The sequence below is a fragment of the Kaistia defluvii genome (genome assembly GCF_026343955.1).
Lineage (GTDB): Bacteria > Pseudomonadota > Alphaproteobacteria > Rhizobiales > Kaistiaceae > Kaistia > Kaistia defluvii.
In genome coordinates this window covers 182500-204917 of the sequence record NZ_JAPKNI010000005.1, presented here as the reverse complement: position 1 = coordinate 204917, position 22418 = coordinate 182500, and the positions used below count along the sequence as shown (strand labels likewise).

The following is a 22418-nucleotide window of genomic DNA, read 5'->3' as shown; positions in this document are numbered from 1 at the left end:
TCAGGCGGATGGGCCGCGCGACCGGCCGAAGCGCGGCAGGAAGGCGGAAAGGCCGGAAAGCGCTTCGCTGGCCAGCGAGACGGTGACGAGGATGACGACGCCATAGACGATCAGCAGCGCGCCGCTGGAGAGGTTCAGCGCCGGCAGCAACCCGGTCAGAATGGTCAGCACCAGGGCGCCGGCAATGGTGCCGATATAATGGCCGCTGCCGCCGAGGATCGAGGCGCCGCCGATCGCCACCGCCGCGATCGATGTAAAGAGATAGGGATCGCCCATGCCGAGATAGGCCTGCGCCGTGTAGCCGGTGAGCAGCATGCCCGCGAGGGCAGCCGTGAAGCCGGACAGCGTATAGGCCAGCACAGTGGTGCGCAGCGTCGGCACGCCGGAGAATTCCGCCACCGTGGCGCTGGTGCCGACGGCATAGAGATGCCGGCCGAAGGCGGTCTTCGACAGCAGGATGGTGGCGATCGCTGCCAGCGCTATCCAGAGGATCAGCACGACGGGAAAGCCCGCGATGCGGCCGACGGCCAGGAACTGGATCGCCTTGGGCGCGGTCGAGGTTGGCGCGCCGCCGGTATAGACGAGGATCCCGCCCTGCAGGATGACGTTGACGGCGAGCGTCATGATGATCGGCGGCACGCCGAAGATCGCGACGCCGAAGCCGTTGACCATGCCGACCAGCGCGCCGGCGGCGAGCAGCACAGGCACGATCCAGAGCAGCGGCGCGTCCTGGCTACCGGCCAGCAGCGTCATCAGCACGGCGGCCGAGTTCAGCACCCACGGCACCGACAGATCGATGCCGCCGCCGATGATGACGAAGGTCTGCCCCAGCGCGACGATGCCGATGAAGGCGGCGAGCACGACCGTGCTCCTGAGATGCGTCGCCGACAGGAAACCCGGCGCGACGACGCTGGTCAGGAGCAGCAGGACGATCATGCCGAGATAGGCGAGCAGGATGGCGCGATGGCGGCGGATGTTCATGAAAGGCTCCGTCGCGCGGATTTCTCGGCAATCGAACTCGCCAGCACGGCGATGAGCAGGATGATGCCGGAGACGATGGGCTGCCAGTAGCTGGAGACCTCCAGCACGAAGACCAGATTGCCGATGATGGTCAGGATGAAGGCGCCGATCATCGTGCCGACGAGCCCGCCGCGGCCGCCGAACAGGCTGATACCGCCGATCACCGCCGCCGCTACCGAGGGCAGGATGTAGTCCTTGCCGATGGTGGGCGAACCCGCGCCGGTCTGGGTTGTCAGATAGAGCGCCGCCAGCGCGGCGAAGATGCCCGACAAGCCATAGGTGGCGATGTTGATGCCGATCGGCGAGACGCCGGACAGGAAGGCCGAGCGCTCGTTCGAGCCGGTGGCGCGGATGGCGATGCCCAGTCGGGTGCGCTTGAACCAGAACCAGAAGACGAGAAGCAGCGCCAGAATCCAGACCGAGCTGGAGAGGCCGAGCCAGGAGGAGACACCGAACATCGTCCAGCCGGAGGGCAGGGCGCCGCCATCCGTCGGCAGGATGATCATCGCCGCGCCGGAGAGGATCGACCAGGTGGCGAGGGTGACGAGGAAAGGCTGGAGCCGCAGCACCGTGATCAGGATGCCGTTCAGCGCGCCGACCAGCCCGCCGATCGCGACGATGCCGAAGGCCCAGGCGGCGGCCTGCCCGGGATCCGTGCCGAAGCGCGTCGCCGCCAGCACGGTGCCGAGACTGATCATGCCGCCGATCGAAAGGTCGATGCCGCCGCGCAGCAGCACGATGGTCTGTCCGGTCGCGGCGAGCAGCAGCGTCATCGCCGCCGCGGTATCGAGGTTCAGTTCGTCGAGGGTGAAGACGCCGTCGCGCAAGGATGCGTAGACGAGCAGCAGCGCGATCAGCATCACGCAGGGGATGATCAGCGAGGCGCGGTCGAGAAGGGCGGATTTCCAGATTGCCGCGCGCGAGCGGCGGGGCGCTGTCCCGGCGGCTCCAGAGTTGGCGATGGCTATTCCGGCGCGGCTGGTAGGGTCCACGATGCTCATGCCGCCCTCGTTTCGATCAGGGCGGCGCGCAGGATCTGCCGCTCGGAATTGTCCTCGCCTTCCAGTATGGCGGCGAGCCGGCCGTTGCGCAGGACCGCCACCCGGTCCGCCACATGCACCAGTTCGGCGAGGTCGCTGGAATAGAACAGGATGGCGTAGCCCTTGGCGGCGAGGTCGCGCATCAGCTGGAAGATCTCTCCCTTGGTGCCGACATCGATGCCGCGCGTGGGGTCGTAGAGCAGCAGGATCCGCGCCTCGGTCAGCAGCATCTTGCCGAAGATGACCTTCTGCTGGTTGCCGCCGGAAAGCGTGCCGGCGAGCTGTTCCGGCGTGCCGGTCTTGATCTTCAGCGTCGCGATCATCTCGTCGACCAGCGCGCTTTCACGCTTCGGGTCGGTAATGCCGAAGCGTGTGAAGCGCTGGATGACGGAGAGCGTCAGGTTTTCGCGCACGCTCTTCGACAGCAGCAGGCCGTGGTTGCGCCGGTCCTCCGGCACGAGCGCGAGGCCGTCGCGGCCGGTCAGCGCCTGGCGCGGGCCGCGGATCGTCTTGGGCTTGCCCCAGACCTCCACCGTGCCACGCGAGCCGCCTATGCCGAACAGCGCCTGGAACAGTTCGCGCTGGCCGTGGCCCTGCATGCCGGCGACGCCGAGCACCTCGCCCTCGCGCAGGTCGAGGTCGATGTCGGCAAGACGATGATCGACGCCGAAGCCGCGCAGTCCAAGGGCGACGGTCTGGCTCGCCGTGCTCTTCCGTTCGGGATAGAGACGATCCATTCGCCGTCCCAGCATGTCGGTGATGATGGTCTCGTCGTCGACGGCGTGGGTGTCATAGGCGGCGACCGTCGCGCCGTTGCGGAACACGGTGATGCGGTCGGCAATCTGGCGCACCTCGCCGAGGCGGTGCGAGATGTAGATCACCAGCCTGCCGGCTTCCGCGAGCCCCTTGGCAAGGCCGAGCAGCCATTCCGTCTCCTGCGGCCCGAGGGCGGAGGTCGCTTCGTCGAGGATCAGCACCTGCGGGTCGCGCGACAGCGCCTTGGCGATCTCGATCACCTGCCGTTCGGCCAGGGTCAGCCGGCGCAGCTCCTGATCGGGCCGGATCGGCGGAAATTTGTGGCGCGCGAACAGCTCGAGCGTCGCCTCGCGCATGGCGCGGGCTCGTACCGTGCGGATGGCCGAGAGCGGCTCGCGGCGAAACCAGATGTTCTCCTCCACCGTCAGGTCGGGAACCAGCGACAGCTCCTGGAACACGGGAGAAATGCCGGATTGCTGCGCTTCCTGCGGATTGCGCGGACGATAGGGCGAGCCGGCCAGGGTCACGGTTCCGCCATCCGGGCGAACGGCGCCGGCGAGAATCTGGATGAACGTGCTCTTGCCGGCGCCGTTCTCGCCGAGCAGCGCATGCACTTCGCCGGCGCGGGCGGAAAAATCGGCGCGGCTGAGGGCGGTGATGCCGCCATACCGCTTGGTGATCGCGGTCGCGTTCAGAAGTTCGGTCATGCAGGCCGGACCTTCAGTCAGGAATTTCAGGACTCGTCGCGCCCAGGCGCGGTCTGCTCCCTCTCCCGCGGGCGGGAGAGGGGCGGGGTGAGGGATTTCCTCACCCCATGTGTGACTTACGAGCCGGCGGCTTCCTGCGGCGTGATCTCCACCCAGTCGGGTGAAATCGGCAGCGACAGGCCGGGGGCGAGATCCGGGAAGGCGGTCTTGCCGATCTCGATCTTCTGCATCTTCACATTAGGATAGAGCTTGGACGGCTGCGGGTCGGTCGACTGGAACGGGCCGTAGACGAAGATGTGCTTGTCCTTGACCTCCTTGCCGTCGAGGATGTCGACCGCGAGCTTCAGTGCTTCGGCGGAGAGATAGGCCGGGTTGGTCTCGAGGATGCATTGGGCGCCCTCCGTCTGGGCGCAGACGAGCGAGGCCGAATTGTAGCCGCCGCCGGCGACGGGAACGAGCGGACGGCCGGCATCCTGCAACGCCTTGATCGCGCCGGAGCCATAGCCCTGGGTCAGGATCGCATCGACCTGCGGATGGGCGGCGAGCAGCGAGGCGACGCCTTCCTGCTCCGGCCCGAGCGCATAGTTGCCGTTGAAGTAGCCGACGATCTCGATGCCGGGATAGTTCTTCAGAACCTTCTCGAAACCGTTCTGCAGCTGCTCGGAAATCGGCGCGCCGGCAAGGCCGCGATCGACGAACACCTTGCCCTTGCCGCCGATCTTCTCGGCGATCCACTCGGCCTGGACGGCCGGAAGCATGTTCCAGTCGGACTCGACCTTGTAGGCGCAATCGGCGGTCACGACCTGATCGAAGGAGATGACCAGGATTCCGGCGGCGCAGGCCTTCTCGATGGTCGGGTTGAGCGCGGTCGGCGAGCCGGCATCGATCAGGATGGCGTCCGGCCTGGTGCGGATGATGTTGTTGAGCGAGTTGATCTGGGCCTGGGTCGTCGTCTCGACATTCTCGACCTTGAGGTCGACGCGGCCGGCGAGCGGCGGCTTCTTCACCACGGCATCGGCGATACGCAGCATCTGCTGGCGCCAGTCATTGCCGACGAAATTGTTGGAGAGATAGATCTTGTAGGTCTTGCCTTCGGCCATGGCCGGCGCGGTCCCGAACCCGGACAGGGCGACGGACAGGCTGATTGCCGACAAGGCGGCGAGTGCGGCTGTGCGCTTCACGGATTTTCCTCCCTCAAGGAACGTTTCCCAACTGATGCGTGCGGATGCTTCTTGCCGGTGGCGGCATCCGTCATGGCGACGCGTCATTCCCCTCGCCCGGGCACCTGTCCCGCGCGGCCTCGCAGTTGATCCTCATCCCTGCGATAAAATATATGCTATTATAATCTCTTGGCGAAGTCCAGACGTGCCGGAGCGGTCATCCGAGATCGTTGGGGGCGTCGTAGGAAAGGCTGAAGAGGTCAGCGCGGTTCTTGTTGATCGTCAGTTCCACGGGTTCGCCGGCGGCCGAGAAATACAGCATCTCCATGACGAGGATCGGCCCGCCGACCTTGTAGTCGAGCGCTTCGGCGAGCGCCTCGTCGGCGATATCGGCGCGCACGGTGATGCGGGCGCTGGATAGCTGGATGCCGAGGTGGCGCTGGACGGCGCGGAAGACGACGACGTCGTCAAAATCCGGGCGCTTCAGGCGGGCGCCGATGGCCGGCGGGAAATAGAAGGTCGTCTGGCATGTCGGACCATCTTTCTGGTGCAGGGTGGCGCGCAGGCAATGGCAGCTCTCCTCCGGGTTCAGGCCGAAGGCCGCGCTCGCAGCCGCCGAGCGTTCCTTGCGATAGGAATGAATCTCCAGGGCGCGGCCCTTGGTCGATTCGGCAATCTGCGCGAAGCTGCGAAAATCGAAGCTCGGCTGCGACGGCAATTCCGGTGTCGCCACGATAGCGGGCTTGGCGGCCCGCTTCTTGATCAGCCCGTCATTCTCGAGATCGCGCAGAGCCTGGCGGACGGTGATCAGGCTGACGCCGAAGCGCTCGGCGATGTCCGCCTCGCGTGGCAGGGACGTGCCGGGCACCAGCGTGCCGTTGGCGATCGGCTCGCGCAGGATGGAGACGAGTTGCCGGTAGAGCGGACCGTCGTCGCGCGAAAGCGCGCGCGGCTGGAAGCTTTCGAGCGAGGCGGCAGCTCCCGAGGCATCCGGCGAGCTGTCGCCAACTGGCTCCGTCTTGCTTGCTTTCACCTGTCAAATTCCCCAGAATCGCTTTTGTTCGACCGCCAAATTAGCGAGTTTTGCCAATGCGTACCAATCATGGGCCGCAGTCCGTCATTCTGTCGGCAAGCGGTTGCCGGCCTTCAGGATAGATTATAGTATCATAATATATCGTTGAAGTCCGGCGGGTTCGGACGAAAGCCGGGGAGGGCAGGCGGATGCGCAGCGATCTAACGGGCAAGGTGGCCTTTGTCACCGGCGCCGCCGGAGGCATCGGGCGCGGCATCGTCAGCCGCCTGGCCGCGAACGGGGCCTCCATCGTCGTCGCCGACGTCAACGAGGAAGGCGCACGCGAGGTCGCGGCGACCCTGCCGGACGCGCTGGCGCTGAAGGTCGACATTCGCGATCCCGACTCGATTGACCGGGCTGTCACGCTGACGGTTGAAACCTATGGCCGGCTCGACATCCTGGTCAACAATGCCGGTGTCAACACGCAGGCGCACCGGGTCCACGTCGATCTGTTCCCGATCGAGGAATGGCATCGGATCGTCGGCATCGATCTCGATGGGTTGTTCTTCATGACCCGCCGCGCGCTCGAACCGATGCAGGCGGCAGGTCGGGGCGGCCGGATCGTCAACATCGCTTCCGTCGTCGGCCTTGCAGCGATGCGGCTGCAGAGCCCGTTCGTCGCGGCCAAGGCGGGCGTCATCCATTTGACCCGCTCGATGGCGCTGGAGCTGGGGCCGCAGGGAATCCTCAGCAACGCGATCGCGCCGGGATCCATCATGACCGAGGGCACCAAGGCGCTGTTCTATGGCGCGGACGGCTTGTTCCAGGCCAAGACGCAGGCGTTCATGGAGCACATTCCGCTCGGCCGTCCGGGCACGCCGGAAGAGATCGGCGAGGCGGTGCTCTTCCTCTCGGCGCCGGAATCTTCCTACATCAATGGCCAGGTCCTGGCGGTCGATGGCGGCTGGACCACCGGCTACATGATGTGAAGCGCGAGAGGGGTTAACACGGCCCGCGTGTTAACCCCTCTGTTAGCCTCTCGTCAGCCGTCCGTTAATCGGGCTCGCGCCGTTCAGACCAGCAGCCGCAGCGGGGCTTCGAGCAGGTCGCGGAAACCGGTGAGGATCTCGCCCGCCTCGGTCTCGGTTATCGCGTCGGCGTCATGTACGACCAGGGCCTCGGCGGTCTCCGAGCCGTCGCTGGCGACCACCAGGACGCGCAGGTCGATCCCGGCCGGCAGGCTGCCGGCGACCGGACGCACCCCTTTGGCGGCGAGGCGCGACACGACCATCACCTTGCCCCCCGGCGAGGCTGTCTCGGCATCGCCACCGATCTGCCGCGCGATCTCGGTCGGCGCCAGCGCCAGCGGGCGGGCGATCGTCACCGCGCCGCCCTCCGGCTTGATCCAGCGGATCGCCTCGGCCTCGGCGCCGGCGGCCCGCGCCGCCGCCTTGACCAGGAACGCATCGATCGAGAGTTCCGAGCCGGAAGCCGCGATGAAGGCGGAGAGCGGCGTCAGGTCGAGGGTCGCCGCGAAGGCGGAGATCGGACGCGCCGCCACGACAGCCGGGGCAGGCGCCGCCGCCATCGCGGGAGCCGGGATCGGAGCCGTGGGCGCGGCTTCCGGCGCTGCCATCAGGTCTTCGGCAACGATGCGGCCGTTCGGGCCGGAGCCGGTGACGCGCGCCAGCGCAATGCCGCGCTCGCGGGCGAGCTTTCGTGCATAGGGCGAGGCGAGGGTACGGACGGGGGCGTTCATGCGATTCCCTCTCAGGTCCGGACGCTGCCGATGCGGCCGCCCATCGGCACGACCGTGCCCTTGGGCTGCTCGATCGGGCCGAGAATGCCGTCGACCGGCGCCTCGATCTCGACCACCGCCTTGTCTGTCTCGATCTCGGCGACGATCTCGCCGGCCTTGACCGCATCGCCTTCCTTCTTCAGCCAGCCGACGATCGTGCCCTCGCTGATGGTGAGGTCGCCGAACGGCATGGTGATCGGCTCGCCGTCGCCGGCTGCGGCCGGCGCAGCCGGAGCCGGCGCGACCGGAGCGGGCATCGTGGTGGCGGCGGGCGCCGCGACGGGGGCGGGCGCCGCCTGGCGGCCGAGATAGCGCCAGTGCTTCGGCACGGGCGGCTGGCCTCCGAGCACGCCTTTGGCGGCGGCGACGATCTTGACGGCATCGACCAGCATGGCGCGCTCCAGCGCCGGGGCGAGCGGATGCGGCTGCGCGTCGGTATGCAGCCGGCCGACCGGCGCGTCGAGATCGTCGAAGGCGAGTTCGTTCATCGCCTGCGCCACCTCGGCGCCGACGCCGAAGGCGCCCCAGCCCTCGTCGACCACCAGCAGCCGGTGCGTCTTCGCCACCGACTTCGCCACCGTGCCGACATCGAGCGGCATGATGGTGCGAAGGTCGATGACCTCCGCCGAGATCCCCTCGGCTGCCAGCTTCTCCGCCGCCTCCAGCGCGCGGTGCACGAGTTGGCCGGCCGAGACGATGGTGATGTCGCCGCCCTCGCGGGCGATGCGCGCCAGGCCGAACGGCACCAGATGCTCGCCGGTCGGCACCTCGCCCTTCGACGCGAACAGCGCCTTGGGCTCCAGCATGATCACCGGGTCGCCGGCCCGGAGCGCCGTTTTCATCAGGCCCTTGGCGTCGGCCGGCGTCGCCGGCATGCAGACGATCAGGCCTGGAATGTTGGCCCAGCTCGGATGATAGGTGCCGCTGTGGTGGGGCCCGGCCGAACGCACCGCGCCCGAACCCACCCGCACCACCATCGGCGCGTTCATCTGCCCGTTCGACATGTAGCGCAGCTTGGCGGCCTGCAGCACGATCTGCCCCGCCGCCTCGAACACGAAATCGGCGAACATCAGATCGGCGATCGTGCGCGATCCCGTCGCCGAAGCGCCGATGGCCGCTCCGGTGAAGCCCTGCTCGGAGATCGGCGTATCCACCATCCGGTTGGGGCCGAACTCGGTCCAGAGGTTCTTGGTGTGGGCAAAGGTGCCGCCGCGCTCGCCGGTGCCTTCGCCGAAATAGAGCAGATGCGGATTGCGGCGCATCTCCTCGGCGATGCCGTCGCGCACCGCGTCGAGCCAGCCCTGGGTCACGGTCGCCGTCGGCGCCGCCTGGACCAGCGCATCGGCCGGGTTGATCGGCTCGGCATAGACATGCAGCGCCGTGGTGGCCGGGTCCGGCTCCGGCGAATTGCGCGCGAATTCGAGCGACTGCGCGACGATCCCGTCGATCTTCGCGTCGATCGCGCCGAGTTCGTCGGCCGAGGCGGCGCCGAAATCCTCCAGCAGCCGGGTGCGCAGCATCTGGATCGGGTCGCGCTTCGCCCATTCGTCGACTTCGGCCTGGGTGCGATAGGTGCCCGTCACCGGGTCGCCCTCGTGATGGCCGACGGTGCGATAGGTCTTGGCCTCGATCAGCGTCGGGCCCTGGCCCGATCGGGCGCGCGCCGTCGCCTCGGCCATCACCTGCCAGACGGCGATGACGTCATTGCCGTCGACGGCGACGCCCGGAATGCCGTAGGCGGCCGCCCGCGTTGCGATCTCCGGGTTCAGCGTCGCCGAGGCCAGCGGCGTCGCGGTCGCGTAGAGGTTGTTTTCGCAAACGAGGACGGCCGGCGCCTTCTGGATGCCGGCGAAGTTCAGCGACTCGTGAAAACCGCCATGGTTGGTCGCCCCATCGCCGAAGAAGGCGACGCCGACGCCGTCCTTGCCCTGGGCGCGGGCGGACATGCCGGCGCCGACCGCGTGGCTGATGCCGGCGGCGACGATGCCGTTGGTGCCGAAAAGCCCGGTCTTGCGGTCATAGAGATGCATGGTGCCGCCGCGCCCGCCGCAGCAGCCGTCGCGCTTGCCGAACAGCTCGGCCATCAGGATGTCGGGATCCATGCCCTTGGCCAGCGCATGGCCATGGCCGCGATGGGTCGAGGTGATCCAGTCGGTGGGGCGCAGATGCGCGCAGACGCCGACGGCGGTCGCCTCCTCGCCGATATAGAGATGCAGGAAGCCGGGCGTCTCGCCCTTGCGGCAGGCGGTCTGCGCCACGCTCTCGAAGCGGCGCAGCAGCACCATGCGTTCGTAGAGCTCCAGCAGCGCCGCCGCGCTCAGCCCGGCCGGCAGTGTCCTGCCGGCGGCGCTGCGAAAGACCGGATTGTGGATTTCCGGGGCGCGGATTGCCGGATTCATCACTTGAGCGCTCATCATCCCTCCCTGACCCCGCGCTTTTCACGCGGGTGATGCGTCCTCGAGCCCGATGATGGACATCGCATCTAAAATTATAATAGCATGATGTTATGTTATCGAGCCGCGCCTTGCCAAGGTCTAATCGTCGGGCGGGCGCAAATCGGCGCGGAAAGCCGGGCGTTGCCAGAATCCGGCCGATGCCGCATAGGTCCGTTCGGGGGGAGACCAGCATGGAAATCGGGATTTCAGGCCAGTCGGCGCGCGTCGCCGGCGCGGAGAACGCCATTCTCGCCGCCGTCATCGCGGCGCTCGCGGCGAATGACGCCACCGTCTCGCGTCGGGCCGGCGACGCCGCGCCGGACATCCTCGTCCTGTCGCATGCGCTGTCGCCGGATGCCGCCTACCGGCCCGAGGCGCTGGCGCTGGAGGCCGAGACCGTGGCGCGCGCCATGGCGGCGCGGGGCGGCGGCCGCATCGTCCATCTCGTCTCGGCCGCCGGCCTCGTGCCGATGCGCCGCCATCCCGCCTGGTCGGCGGCCATGGCGTCGGCGATCGCCGGCGTCCGGGCGCTCGCCATGGTTTCGGGCCCGGCCGTGCGGGTCAATGCGGTGGCGGTCGGCCGCGTCGGCGAGGCGGGCGACGAGGCGATGCTCTCCCACGTTCCGCTCGGCCAGGCCGGCAAGGCGGAAGACGTCGCCAACGCCGTGCTCTTCCTGGTCGATCCGCTCAACAGCTACACGACAGGCCAGACGCTCGCCGTCGACGGCGGCTGGACCACGGGCTATGGCCGGAATTTCTGACGAGCAGGCCGTCCTGCCACCTCCGGCCCCAACATCCTGAGGAGGCCCAAAGGGCCGTCTCGAAGGACGCACGACGCCGACGCCTTGGCCGAATGAAGGCCCATCCGCCTTGCGTCCTTCGAGACGGCTTTCTGCGAAAGCCGCCTCGGGATGTGGAAGGGGGATCTGGCCCAGACAGCGCGCCCTTCCGCTCGCGCCCTCGCCGGTCAACTATGTCCTGTCAAAGAAAAGCCCGATGGAAACGCGCCAACATGATCGAACTTGCCGCCGGTGACCTCAGCCTGACGATCGCGCCAAAGATCGGCGGCAGCATCGCCGCGTTCCGAAAGGCCGGCATCGACATCTTTCGCCCGCTTTCGGCCGAGCGCGCTGATGCCGGCGACGTGCTCGGCGTCGGCTCGTTCCCGATGCTGCCCTATGCCAACCGTATCGACGGCAACCAGTTCACCTTCGATGGCGTTGCCTATCGCTTCGAGCCCAACAACGGCGCCGAGCGCTTCAACGTGCATGGCACCGGCTGGCAGTCGCAATGGCAGGTCGAGGACGCGTCCAACACGACGGCTCTGCTGACGCTGGAGCGCCGCGTCGCCGGCGAGCCGTTCCTCTACCGCGCGACCCAGCATTTTGAGCTCGCGCCCGAGGGGCTGACGCTGACGACGAGCCTGGAAAACCTTGGCCCCGTCCGCATGCCGTTCGGCTTCGGCCATCACCCCTGGTTCGAGCGTGATGCGGACACGGAGCTTCGCTTCAAGGCGAGCCATTTCTGGCTCGAAGCCCCGGACGGCGTCGCCGGCTCGCGCATCTCGCTTCCGCCCGAGCTCGATTTCTCGGAAGGTGCGCCCCTGCCAAGCCATTGGCGCAACAACAATTACTCCGGCTGGGACGGCTTCGCCCAACTGCGCTTTCCCAATCGCGGCGTGACGCTGACGATCGAGGCCGACCCGATCTTCGAAAACCTGATGCTCTACGCCGACCCGAAGCAGAGCTTCTTCTGCCTGGAACCCCAGACCAACGTCCCCTGCGCCGCGAACAAGCTGGAAGCCTGGGAGGATGGGCTCGGGCTGGTGGTGCTGGGTCCGGGGGAGGGCGTGGAGGGGGCGGTGAGGTTTGGGGTGATTGCGTGATGACTTGGATTAATAGTCGAAATTGTTCATTCAAGGATATTGCGATTGAGTAATCTAATAACTTAAATACCAGAAAGTTCTAAAAGCTCATTGATGTCAACCGCAAGATCTTTGTCTTCGGTAACTCCTCCTTTGTGGGTTATGCCGATGACATGTCCGCTTGAGTTTAATATTGGCCCGCCAGACATGCCTTGATTAAGCTTCATGCTGACTTCCAAGTATTTGACGCCAGATTTAGTCGGCCTGCTGTGAATTTGGCCAGGTCTCCGACTTATCTTGTCGCCCGGACCATAAGACGGGTAGCCCAACGCCAGAATGGCACCGTCCTCATTTGGAGTAGCATCGGCGATTGCCAAGGTATAGTGCTCTTCCAAGGGAACTTCATGTTCTAGAATAGCGAGATCGCGAGCGGCACAGCCCTTTTTCAGTTTTACCGGAAAGCGATTCGCGGGCTTGCTAGGATGAAATACCTCAATATCCTCTCCTCCAACAATGCAGTGAAAGGCCGTTACTAAGCCGACACCCTCCAGAAAAAATGCGGTCCCTTATTCTATCTGGACCTCATTATCTTTATCATAGCAATATTCCACTACCCAAACGGACCGTTCCACTTTTTCTCGGGCAGTGGGTTCTACTTTGATCTTAGTTGATGTAAATATAGCGTTGTATCGGTTCGCGTACTTCCTAAATATTGGATCGCTTTTTCCCTTAACTTGACCCAGCCATGCGATTTTCCCCCTCAGTACGTTTTCGATATGACCGGTGCCGTGCGATTTGCCAGCCAACTTTGCCTGCGCACCTGCCATTCCGCTCTTTTCCACAGAGTAGAGCATGGCACGAACTTCTCGAACAAAAGTTCGAGGTACATTTACGAATTCATTGACAATACACCCCGTTACCTTTTGGCGCGAGTTTTTGTCAGAATACCGTATCTTGGTCTCGTTGATAGTGAAGCCATTGTTCGCGATAATAGCCCTGAGGGCAGGATCTAGCGCATCGAGTTTTAGGGATCCTGCAAGTAAAGATTCCCCAAGTACCATTAAGTTTGGCCGCGAGTACATTGATAACGTAATGTCATCGGCATATCGGGAGTACCGGATCTTGCGTTCTTTGCAATACCTCATCAGTTCTCGATCCATCCGATAGCATATCATATTGGATATTATAGGACTAGCAGGGGGTCCTTGCGGGAGGTGTCCTCGAAAGCATGCTATTCTCGCAGCTGCTTGTGCGGTCTCAGTGTCCATTCCTAGACTCAAGAAAAGTCCAGTTACCCGCTTCTCTGATATAGAGGGGAAGAAGTTTTCCAGATCAAGGTTCAGGAGATGATGGCGTCCAACATGCTCTTGCGCATTCGTTTTAACCGAACGATCTTTTACGAACCCATGTACGGGATGGCGTGCCTTATAGATAGTTTCAAGAAGATGATGCAGCTTTCCCTGCAAGTGCTTTAGACGCTTGTTAGGAGCGAATATAGCTCTCATTCCTCCGGAACGCTTTGGAATTTCAAACCGCGTATACATGCGGTGCGAGAACCACCATATCTTCTTAAGTTCCGCAGAAGATATATTTAGGTGTTCTAAAAAGCTCTGTCTGCTTTTAAGTTCAATCGGGAGACCAAAATTTGGAGGGTTCTCCTGAGTCCAGAAGAAATTGGGCATGAGGATCCTCCCCCTATCATCGTCAAATTGCCGAGTTGCACGACGCAACACGACTTGGGATAACATTTTGTCTTGCGCCGCAGTTTCGACAGCGCGCTCTGCGGGGAGGATCCTCTTGCTGTCAGAATTAGCACGGGTTACTGATTCTTTTCAATCGACAGTTGTGTTTGACTGGGATCGGACGATGAGCGGATGAGGAGTTCGCGAGATTGCGTGCAACTAGGGTCTCTCGATCCCGATGCAACGGTCCCTGGCAGTTCTGGCGGCGGGAACCCGATGTCGCAAAGCAGCGCGCAAGATCAACCGGCGGGCGAGGGCGCTCGCCTTTTACCTCTCCCGGCGGGAGAGGTCGGCGCGGAGCGCCGGGTGAGGGGTTAGGGAACCCTCCGGATTTGGCGCGTTACCGCAAAGCGGGCTGTCGGTGAGGCCGTAAACCCTCACCCGCCGGCCTTCGGCCTTCGACCTCTCCCGTGAGGCGAGAGGTGAAGACGGCGCGATCCGGCGGGGGCGCTATATCCTTGAGGCGATTTCGTCATGCGGACAATTGCTTGCCGCAGCAGACCCTTGCGGCGAGGACCCTACAGCAACAGCGCCGTAAGCCCGCCATCCGCCGTGAAGGCGCTGCCGGTGACGAACGACGCGTCGTCGGAGAGGAGAAAGCCGATCGCCCTGGCGAGTTCGGACGGATCGGCGACGCGCGGCACTTTTCGCTCGTCGAAATAGAGCCCCGCCGCCTCGACTTTTTCGCGCCCATCGGGTGCGTCGCCGAGCGTCATGCGCGTCGCCACCGAGCCGACGAGGACGGCGTTGACGCGGATGCGGTCGACCGCATAGTCGAGCGCCATCTGCTTCGACAGGCCGACCACGGCCGCCTTGGTGGCGGCATAGGCCGGCACGCCGGGGACGGTGGCGATCGCGTGCACCGAGGCGAGGTTGACCACCGACCCGCCGCCCGAGGCGCGGATCAGCGGCAATGCGGCGCGGCAGACGCGAAAAATCGCGGTGAGATTGACGGCGACGGTCAAATCCCATTCGGCGTCGCTGACGTCCTCCAGCCGCTTGCCGGTGGCGTAGATCCCGGCGCAGTTGACGACGGCATCGAGCCGGCCATGCTCGCGCTGGCAGGCGGCGACGGCGGTGCGCACCGCCGCGTCATCCGTCAGGTCGACCTCGCGGAACGACAGCGGCAGGTGGCTCGCCGCATAGGTTTCGTCGAGCGCGCGGCCGGCTTCGCCATCGAGGCCGATGCCGAAGACGCTGGCGCCCTCGGCCACCAGATATTCCGCCGTGGCCCGGCCGATGCCGGTCGCGGCGCCCGTGACGAGCACGACCTTGCCTGCGAAGCGCCCGGCCATCAGGTGCGCCCCGCGCCGGCGGCGAGCGCCTGTTGCTGCATCTCGGCCTGCGCCGTGGTGATCGAGCGCAGCACCTTGTCCTCGCTGCCTTCGCCGCGCTGGAACTCATCGACGATCCGCCCGTCGGCCACCACCAGGCAGCGGTCGGCGAGGCCGATCACTTCCTCCAGTTCCGAGGCGACGACGACGAGCGCCACGCCCTTGTCGGCGAGGTCGACGATCAGCCGGTAGATCTCGTGCCGCGTGCCGGCGTCGACGCCCTTGGTCGGCTCGTCGAGGAGGAGCACGCGCGGCGCGCTCATCAGCACGCGGGCGAACAGCAGCTTCTGCTGGTTGCCGCCGGAGAGATGGGCGACGGAGGCCTGCGGGGAGCGGGCCTTGACGTTGAGCGCCCGCATGGCGGCGAGCACGGCGCTTTTCTCGCGGGCGTCGCGCACCATGCCGTGGCTCGACAGCGGCGCCAGGTTGCCGATGGTGATGTTGGCGCCGACGGGCAGGTTGAACAGCAGGCCGTCGCGCTTGCGGTCCTCGGTCAAGAGCGCCACGCCAGCGGCGCGTGCATCGCTGGAGCGCGCGATCGCGACGGGCCTGCCGTCGATCGCGATGCTGCCGGAAAACGGGATGCGGCCATAGAGGGCGTGCAAAATCTCGGTGCGGCCGGAGCCGAGCAGGCCGGCGAGGCCGAGGATCTCGCCGGGGCGCACATCGAAGGAGACGCCGCTGACGCCGCGATTGACGCCGAAGCGGCCGGCGATGGAGAGGTCGCGGGCCGAGAGCAGGGGCGGCGTTTCGGCCGGCGGGGCGACATGGTCGGGATAGAGGCGCTGCAGCTTCTGGCCCGACATGGCGAAGATGAAATGCTCCTCGTCGAAATGGGCGCGGTCGATCTCGGCGGCGACGCGGCCATCGCGCAGCACGGTGGCGCGGTCGCAGATGGCGAGCACCTCCGGCAGGCGGTGGGTGATGAAGATCATCGTCTTGCCCTGCGCCTTCAGGCGGCGGAGCACGGAAAACAGCCGCTCGACCTCGACGCCGGAAAGCGAGGCGGTCGGCTCGTCCAGCATCAGCACGCGGGGGCGGAAGGAGAGGGCGCGGGCGATCATCACGAGATGGCGCTGCGCCGAGGTGAGGCTCGCGACCAGCATGCGCGGATCGATGGCGAGGCCCAGTTCCTCGAACAGGGCGCGGGCTTCGGTCTCCATGCGGCGGCGGCTGATGATCGGGCCGCGGCCGAGGCCGGTATGGCCGGCAAAGACGTTTTCGGCGACGGAAAGCTGTTCCAGCACCTCGATTTCCTGCGGCACGTAGCCGACGCCATGCGCGCGGGCGTCGGAGGTGGAGGCGAAGGTGGCGGGCTTGCCGTCGACGAGGATCTCGCCGGAATAGGAGCCCGACTTGTGGACGCCGTTCAGGATCTTGACCAGGGTCGACTTGCCGGCGCCGTTCTGGCCGAGCAGCGCGTGGATCTCGCCCGGATGCACGGCGAAATCGACGCCGCGCAACGCCTGCACGCCGGCGAAGCTCTTGACGATGGCGCGGGTCTGGATGACGGGCGGGGCGGTGGCTGGGTCGGTCATGATCGGTGTTCCCGTGTGCATCCATTTGCCTCCCTGGGGGAGAGGCGAGGGGAAGAAGGTCCCTCACCCAGCCCTCGCCCGGAAGCGGGCGAGGGCCAAGCGGGCGTGCCTTACTGGCCGGCGCTGTCGAGCATCTTGTAGTAGGGCTCGAGGTCGGCTGCGGTGATGACCGAGGCCGGCAGCGGGTTGAGATACGGCACGGTCTTGCCTTCGGCGAGGTCGTTGGCAAGCTGGGCGGTCAGCGCGCTCTCCTCGTAGAGAGGCTGCGCCACCACGCCATAGGCCGCGCCCGACTTCACGATGTCCAGGTTCTGGCGGATGTAGTCCATGCCGATGATGACGAGCGGGCGATCGGCCTTGCGGGCGGCGCCCGACCAGGTCTGCGCGCCATTGCCGGTCGTCGAGAAGGCAGCGGTGACGTCCGGGTTGCCCTGCAGCAGGGCGACGGCCTTGCCCTCGGCGGCGGAGGGCTCGAAGCCTTCCATCTGGGTGTCGAGGATCCGGATGTCGGGATATTTCTCGGCCATCGTCTTGCGGAACGAGTCCGCCATGACGTTCTCGGTGTCGTTGGACGAGCCCTGCGTCAGCGCGACCACGCCCTTGCCGCCCAGCTTCTCGCCCATCGACAGCGCCGCCGCCCTGCCGGCCGAGGGAATGTCTTCGCCGGTCGCGGCCTTCAGGCCGGGAACCGAGCCCTCGGGCGGCAGCACGTGCCAGGTGACCACCGGGAAACCTTCCCGGCCGAGCTTGCCGATGAACGGAAAGATCTCCGGGCCCGGGCCGTAGACGGCGATGGCGTCGAACTTGGTGCGCGCCATGGCGGCCTCGGCGAGTGGGATCGAGCCGGGCACGTCATAATTGGTGGAGCTCGGGTTGCCGACGACTTCGCAGGTATTGCCGAGTTCCTTGCACTTGTTGAGGAAGCCGGCCTGCATCAGGCGATGCACCGGATGGTCGCGCATCGGCTGCACCCAGAGGATGTTCTTGCCGGCGGCGAGGCCGGCCTGGGGCAGGGCGGTGAGGCCGCCGGTCATGGCGACGGTGGCGAGCAGCGCCGCCTTCGTCAGGCTGGAAAAACGTGTCTTCATGGTAGTCCTCCCTCTGGATGGCCCGCCTTCTGGCAGGCCCTTTTGATCGATAGCGTCCTGTCCGGTCTCCGGGGATCGGGGGCGCTCAGGATGGTGTGGTGGCGGTCGGCGGCTCGGCGGGCGCGGCGCTGGAGCCGGCGATGAAATAGCGGCGGCGCAGGATGTCGAGGCCGACGGCGAGCACCATGATCACGCCGACGGCGATCTGCTGCCAGTTGGCATTGACGCCGACGACGACGAGACCGCTGGTGACGACCTGCAGCAGGAGAACGCCGATCAGGCCGCCAGCCATGGTGCCGGCGCCGCCGAAAAGGCTGACGCCGCCAACGACGACGCCGGCGATGACGTTCAATTCCCAGCCGCTGCCGATCGAGGTGGTGCCGGAAGCGAGATCGGCCATGACGAACATGCCGGCGACGGCGGCGAGCGCGCCGACCGTCATGAAGGCGCCGATCTTGTAGCGGTTGGTATCGATGCCCACGAGGCGCGCGACTTCCGGATTGCCGCCGGTCGCATACATGTTGCGGCCGAGCACGGTGCGGCGGAGCACGAAATCGGCCATCAGCGCGGCGAGGATGAAGAAGACGAAGCTCCAGCCGAGCCCGAACAGGAAATCGGCATAGCCGATGGCGGTGATCACGGGCGGGAGCGGATAGACCGGGTATCCGTTGGTCACGACCTGGATCAGGCCCTGGCCGATGAACAGCATGCCCAGCGTCTGGATGAAGGCCGGGATCTTCAGCTTCACCACGACCAGGCCGTTGACCAGCCCGATCCCGGCGCCGACGAGCACGCCGCCGATCAGCGCCAGGGGCACGGGCAGGGCCAGCGCCGTCATCAGCTTGGCGCTGCAGACCGCCGACAGGCCGGCCACCGCGCCGACGGAAAGATCGAACTCGCCATTCACCAGCAGGATCGTCTGGCCGATGGCGATGATGCCGATGAACGAAACGACGCGCAGGATGGCGCGGATATTGCGTTCCGACAGGAATGCCGGCTCGACGATGTAGAAGAAGGCGACCAGCACGATCAGCGCGAGCAAGACGCCCACCTCGCCGACCGCGACAAACCGCGTCAGCCGATCGCGCACGGCGCGGCCAGATCCCTCGAAGCCGGAATCCCGCTCAACGGTACGTTCCATGTTTCCCTCCCTTGCCGCCGGGCGCATCCTCCTCGACGCGGTCCCTGGCGGGGCCCCTTCAGAACGTTGGAGGGGCCGGCTCACATAACATCATGCTATTATAATTTTATCAATGTCGGGATCGGGCTGTGTGGAAATAATCGGTGTAGCTCTCGCGGGAGGCTGGAAACGTGGATGGAGGCGGGCTGGGAAACGTGGGCGCTTCGGCGTCTCGTGGGACGGGAGCGGAGCGTCAGGGCGAGGATCGGCTGCGGATAGTGGGAGGGGGTATTCCGAGATCGATCGCGCGAATCCGGGACTCGATCGTCAAAACTTGGAAAGCAAGCCCCTCACCCCAACCCTCTCCCGCAAGCGGGCGAGGGCTTTTCGGCCGGCGGCGGGGTGACGTGGGAGGCTACTGGGTCCCCAAGGGGCTGGGTATTCGACGCGACGTCTTCAATCGTTCGATCTTCCGGAGTTGCCGGCGGGGCGACGGGCCGCGATCGGCTCCCTCGCCCGCTTGCGGGAGAGGGGTGGGGTGAGGGGCTTACTTGTCTCTCGATGCCGACTCGCACGGCCGACAGCGCCGGAATCAAAAAGTCCGGCGGGAGGCTTCCCGCCGGACTCTTGTTTTCAGCGATGATCGCCGCGGCGTCAGCGCAGGCTGGCGGCGGCCTTGATCAATCCTGCGGTAGAGGAATCGCGCGAGCCGGCGTCGGCGGTGCCGTCGACCATCGGCAGCAACTGCATGGCGAGCTGCTTGCCGAGCTCGACGCCCCACTGGTCGTAGGAATCGATGCCCCAGATCGCGCCCTGTACGAAGACCTGATGCTCGTAGAGCGCGATCAGGCGGCCGAGCGTGAAGGGATCGAGCAATTTGTAGAGGATCGTATTGGACGGGCGGTTGCCCGGAAACGTCTTGTGCGGGGCGAGGCGCTCGACCTCGGTCGGCACCTTGCCTTCGGCGGCGAGTTCGGCGCGGGCCTCGTCCGTGGTGCGGCCGCGCATCAGCGCTTCCGTCTGGGCGAAGCAGTTGGCGAGCAGCAGGGCGTGATGGACCTTGTCCGTCTCATGCGCCGTCGCCGCGATCAGGAAATCGCAGGGGATGACGTCGGTGCCCTGGTGGATCAGCTGGTAGAAGGCGTGCTGGCCGTTGGTGCCGGGCTCGCCCCAGACGAGCGGACCGGTGGCGAGCGTCACCGGGGCGCCTTCCAGCGTTACGCGCTTGCCGTTCGATTCCATGTCGAGCTGCTGCAGGTAGGCCGCGAAGCGCTCCAGCCTCTGGTCGTAGGGCAGCACCGCCTTGGCCGGGAAGCCGAGGATATTGCGGTTCCAGATGCCGATCAGCGCCAGCAGCACCGGCAGGTTCTTGTCGAGCGGCGCGGTGCGGAAATGCTGGTCCATCGCATGCGCGCCGGCGAGGAACTGGCGGAAATCGTCCGCGCCGATGGCGATCATCACCGGCAGGCCGATCGCCGACCAGACCGAATAGCGGCCGCCGACCCAGTCCCAGAAGCCGAAGGTGCGGCTTTCGTCGATGCCGAAGGCATTGACCTTGTCCAGCGCCGTCGACATGGCGGCGAAATGCGCGCCGACCGCTTCTTCGCCCAGCGCCGCGACGATCCAGGCCCGCGCCGTGGCGGCATTGGTCATGGTCTCGATCGTGGTGAAGGTCTTCGAGGCGACCAGGAACAGCGTCGTCGCCGGGTCGAGGCCTTCCAGCGTGTCGTGGATATGCGCGCCGTCGACATTGGAGACGAAGTGCAGGCGCGGGCCGTCGTGATAGGGGCTGAGCGCGCGCGTGACCATGGCCGGGCCAAGGTCGGAGCCGCCAATGCCGATATTGACGACGTCGGTGAAGCGTCCGCCCGTGCCGGCGATCGAGCCGTCGCGAATGCCTTCGGCGAAGGCCGTCATGGCCGCGAGCACGGATTGCACGTCATCCACGACATTCTTGCCATCGACGATATAGCTCTCGTCCGGCGTGGCGCGCAGCGCCACATGCAGCACGGCGCGGTTTTCGGTGACGTTGATCTTCTCGCCGGCGAACATCGCGTCGCGACGCTCCTCGACACCGGCGATGCGGGCGAGGTCGAGCAGCGCGACGACCGCGGCCGTGTCGATGCGGTTCTTCGAGTAATCGAGCAGCAGCCCGTCCACGCTCGCCGAAAGACGGCTGAAACGCGCGGGATCGGCGGCGAACATCTCGCGCATGTTCTGCGCCTCGACGCGATCGCGCTGCTCTCGGAGAGCGGCAAAGGCATTGCTGATAGCGGCCGCCGTAGCGGCGGTTCGGGCGACGGTCATGCGTGGACGTCCTTCGAAGCGATGGGCCTACGGGGCTGACGACGACATACGACGGGAGCCCGGCTGCGGCAAGTGGAGCCCACCCGATCCGGGTGAAGACATCACAGCGCCATTCTCACATGCAAAATTTGATATTCATAGCTGACGTAGCGCCATCAATTACGCTTGGAAATCAATAATCGATACACCATGCTGCGGGCGCGGAGGAGAATCGTGCAGAGCAAAGCCGACACTGAACTAGTGCGTCGCCAGAACCGTGGTCTCGTTCTCGGGGCGCTTCGTCGTGCCGGTCCGCTGGCGCGTGTCGAGCTTGGCCGAGAGACGGGACTCAGTCCCGCGACGATCTCCGCCATTACCGGCGATCTCCTGGCCGAACATATCCTGGTGACCGCCGATATCGACGAGCGGGCCGAGCGGCCGCTCGGCCGGGGCCGGCCACGCGTGGCGCTGACGCTGAACGACGAGGCCGCCTATGTGCTGGGCGTCAAGATCTCGCTCCATTCGGTGACACTGCTGCTCAGCGACTATTCCGGCCATCTGCGCGACAGCCGGCACTATGCCATCGCGACGATGGGGACCGAGTCGCGCCATTTCGTGCCGCGGCTGATCGATTGCATCCGCGGCTATCTCGCCGACCGGGACATTCCGCCTTCGCGCGTGTCGGAGATTTCGATCGCCATTCCCGGCACCACCGACGAGACGACCGGCACGCTGCTGTGGAGCCCGACCGTCGACGTGGATGTGGGACCGATCCCGGGTCCGGTGACCGAGGCGCTCGGCATCCGCGCCTCGATGACCAACGACGTCAACATGATGGCGCAGGCGCTGCATTCGCGCGATCCCATCCGTTTCGGCGGCACCTTCGCCACCATCTTCATCGCCTATGGCGTGGGCATGGGGCTCTATATCAATGGCCGCCTGTTCACCGGTGCCTATGGTTCCGGCGCCGAATTCGGCCATGCCAACCACATGCCGGGCGGCGCGCTCTGCCGCTGCGGCCGCCGTGGCTGCGTCGAGGCCTATGTCGCCGACTACGCGATCTACCGGGCGGTGGAAAACCTGGCGCCCGACGTGTCGCCGACGGATATCGATCCCGACGCCGAGACGATGCACCGGCTCGAGGAGCGGGCGCGCGCCGGCGAGGATCGCGTGCGCATGGCCTATCACCAGGCCGGCCTGGCGCTCGGTTACGGCCTGTCGCGGCTGATTGCGCTGCTCAATCCGCAACGCGTCGCCTTTACGGGGCGCGGCGTCGCCGCCTTCGACCTGATGGAGGCCGGATTCCGCGCCGGTCTCGACGAGGGGCTGGTAGGCGAACTCGCCCGCATGACCGAGATCGAGGTGTTCTCGGCCGAGGACGACCTCGTCGATGTCGGCATTCTGGCCGGCGCGATGCAGCGGCTCGACCGCGAGGTCTTTGCCAGTTCGGACCACGATCCTGTGGTGCTGCCGAAGCCGGTGGCGCCCGTGCGCGAGCCCGCCGACCTCAAGGTCTGA

The 22418-nt window shown here is 65.9% G+C and carries 17 protein-coding genes and 1 pseudogene; 4 read left to right on the top strand and 14 right to left on the bottom strand.

The window, feature by feature from the left end; all coding sequences use genetic code 11:
* The 5 genes from OSH10_RS14700 to OSH10_RS14680 all read right to left on the bottom strand — a co-directional run bounded on the left by OSH10_RS14700 (position 1) and on the right by OSH10_RS14680 (position 5716).
* Positions 1-981: an ABC transporter permease gene (locus OSH10_RS14700; RefSeq protein WP_266332583.1), complete on the bottom strand. Its 981-nt coding sequence runs from the start codon at positions 979-981 to the stop codon at positions 1-3.
* Positions 978-2021, bottom strand: coding sequence for an ABC transporter permease (locus OSH10_RS14695; protein WP_266332582.1), 1044 nt, complete (start codon positions 2019-2021; stop codon positions 978-980). Before OSH10_RS14695 ends, OSH10_RS14700 begins: the two co-directional genes overlap by 4 nt.
* The gene (locus OSH10_RS14690) at positions 2018-3523 is read right to left on the bottom strand and encodes a sugar ABC transporter ATP-binding protein (RefSeq protein WP_266332581.1); all 1506 of its coding nucleotides are present in this window, start codon (positions 3521-3523) and stop codon (positions 2018-2020) included. The genes OSH10_RS14695 and OSH10_RS14690 overlap by 4 nt, the downstream gene beginning before the upstream one ends.
* A gap of 116 nt (positions 3524-3639) precedes the next feature.
* Complete coding sequence (locus OSH10_RS14685; protein WP_266332580.1) at positions 3640-4704, bottom strand: sugar ABC transporter substrate-binding protein; 1065 nt, start codon at positions 4702-4704, stop codon at positions 3640-3642.
* A gap of 196 nt (positions 4705-4900) precedes the next feature.
* Positions 4901-5716: a GntR family transcriptional regulator gene (locus OSH10_RS14680; protein ID WP_266332579.1), complete on the bottom strand. Its 816-nt coding sequence runs from the start codon at positions 5714-5716 to the stop codon at positions 4901-4903.
* Positions 5717-5904: 188 nt separating this feature from the next.
* Here OSH10_RS14680 and OSH10_RS14675 point away from each other — a divergent pair, with 188 nt between their 5' ends.
* Complete coding sequence (locus tag OSH10_RS14675) at positions 5905-6684, top strand: SDR family NAD(P)-dependent oxidoreductase (RefSeq protein ID WP_266332578.1); 780 nt, start codon at positions 5905-5907, stop codon at positions 6682-6684.
* An 83-nt stretch (positions 6685-6767) separates the two neighbouring features.
* On the opposite strand, the gene OSH10_RS14670 is transcribed toward OSH10_RS14675, so the two are convergent.
* Positions 6768-7454: an E3 binding domain-containing protein gene (locus OSH10_RS14670; protein WP_266332577.1), complete on the bottom strand. Its 687-nt coding sequence runs from the start codon at positions 7452-7454 to the stop codon at positions 6768-6770.
* 11 nt (positions 7455-7465) lie between these two features.
* Positions 7466-9907: a thiamine pyrophosphate-dependent enzyme gene (locus tag OSH10_RS14665; RefSeq protein WP_266332576.1), complete on the bottom strand. Its 2442-nt coding sequence runs from the start codon at positions 9905-9907 to the stop codon at positions 7466-7468.
* A 212-nt stretch (positions 9908-10119) separates the two neighbouring features.
* On the opposite strand from OSH10_RS14665, the gene OSH10_RS14660 reads away from it, so the two are divergent.
* Positions 10120-10689 carry an SDR family NAD(P)-dependent oxidoreductase gene (locus OSH10_RS14660; RefSeq protein ID WP_266332575.1) on the top strand — a complete coding sequence of 190 codons (570 nt, stop codon included), beginning with the start codon at positions 10120-10122 and terminating at the stop codon, positions 10687-10689.
* 251 nt (positions 10690-10940) lie between these two features.
* Complete coding sequence (locus OSH10_RS14655; protein WP_266332574.1) at positions 10941-11813, top strand: aldose 1-epimerase; 873 nt, start codon at positions 10941-10943, stop codon at positions 11811-11813.
* Between the two features lie 62 nt (positions 11814-11875).
* Here the strand turns inward: OSH10_RS14655 and OSH10_RS14650 are convergent.
* From OSH10_RS14650 to pgi, 7 genes and pseudogenes are all read right to left on the bottom strand, one after another.
* Positions 11876-12346: pseudogene (locus tag OSH10_RS14650) on the bottom strand (S1 family peptidase); the annotation flags it as partial.
* A 12-nt stretch (positions 12347-12358) separates the two neighbouring features.
* On the bottom strand, positions 12359-13474 hold the full coding sequence (locus OSH10_RS14645; RefSeq protein ID WP_266332573.1) for a reverse transcriptase domain-containing protein: 1116 nt from the start codon (positions 13472-13474) through the stop codon (positions 12359-12361).
* A 578-nt stretch (positions 13475-14052) separates the two neighbouring features.
* Entirely contained in the window at positions 14053-14829 is a 777-nt protein-coding gene (locus OSH10_RS14640) for an SDR family NAD(P)-dependent oxidoreductase (RefSeq protein ID WP_266332572.1), read from the bottom strand.
* A complete protein-coding gene (locus tag OSH10_RS14635) occupies positions 14829-16406 on the bottom strand; it encodes a sugar ABC transporter ATP-binding protein (RefSeq protein WP_266332571.1) in 1578 nt (525 codons plus the stop codon). Before OSH10_RS14635 ends, OSH10_RS14640 begins: the two co-directional genes overlap by 1 nt.
* A gap of 110 nt (positions 16407-16516) precedes the next feature.
* Positions 16517-17494 carry a sugar ABC transporter substrate-binding protein gene (locus tag OSH10_RS14630; RefSeq protein WP_266332570.1) on the bottom strand — a complete coding sequence of 326 codons (978 nt, stop codon included), beginning with the start codon at positions 17492-17494 and terminating at the stop codon, positions 16517-16519.
* 85 nt (positions 17495-17579) lie between these two features.
* Positions 17580-18635 (bottom strand): ABC transporter permease, encoded by a 1056-nt coding sequence (locus OSH10_RS14625; RefSeq protein ID WP_266332569.1) that lies wholly within the window; start codon positions 18633-18635, stop codon positions 17580-17582.
* 633 nt (positions 18636-19268) lie between these two features.
* Positions 19269-20921: a glucose-6-phosphate isomerase gene (gene pgi, locus OSH10_RS14620; protein WP_266332568.1), complete on the bottom strand. Its 1653-nt coding sequence runs from the start codon at positions 20919-20921 to the stop codon at positions 19269-19271.
* Between the two features lie 213 nt (positions 20922-21134).
* Between pgi and OSH10_RS14615 the strand changes: the two genes are divergently transcribed.
* A complete protein-coding gene (locus OSH10_RS14615; protein WP_266332567.1) occupies positions 21135-22418 on the top strand; it encodes an ROK family protein in 1284 nt (427 codons plus the stop codon).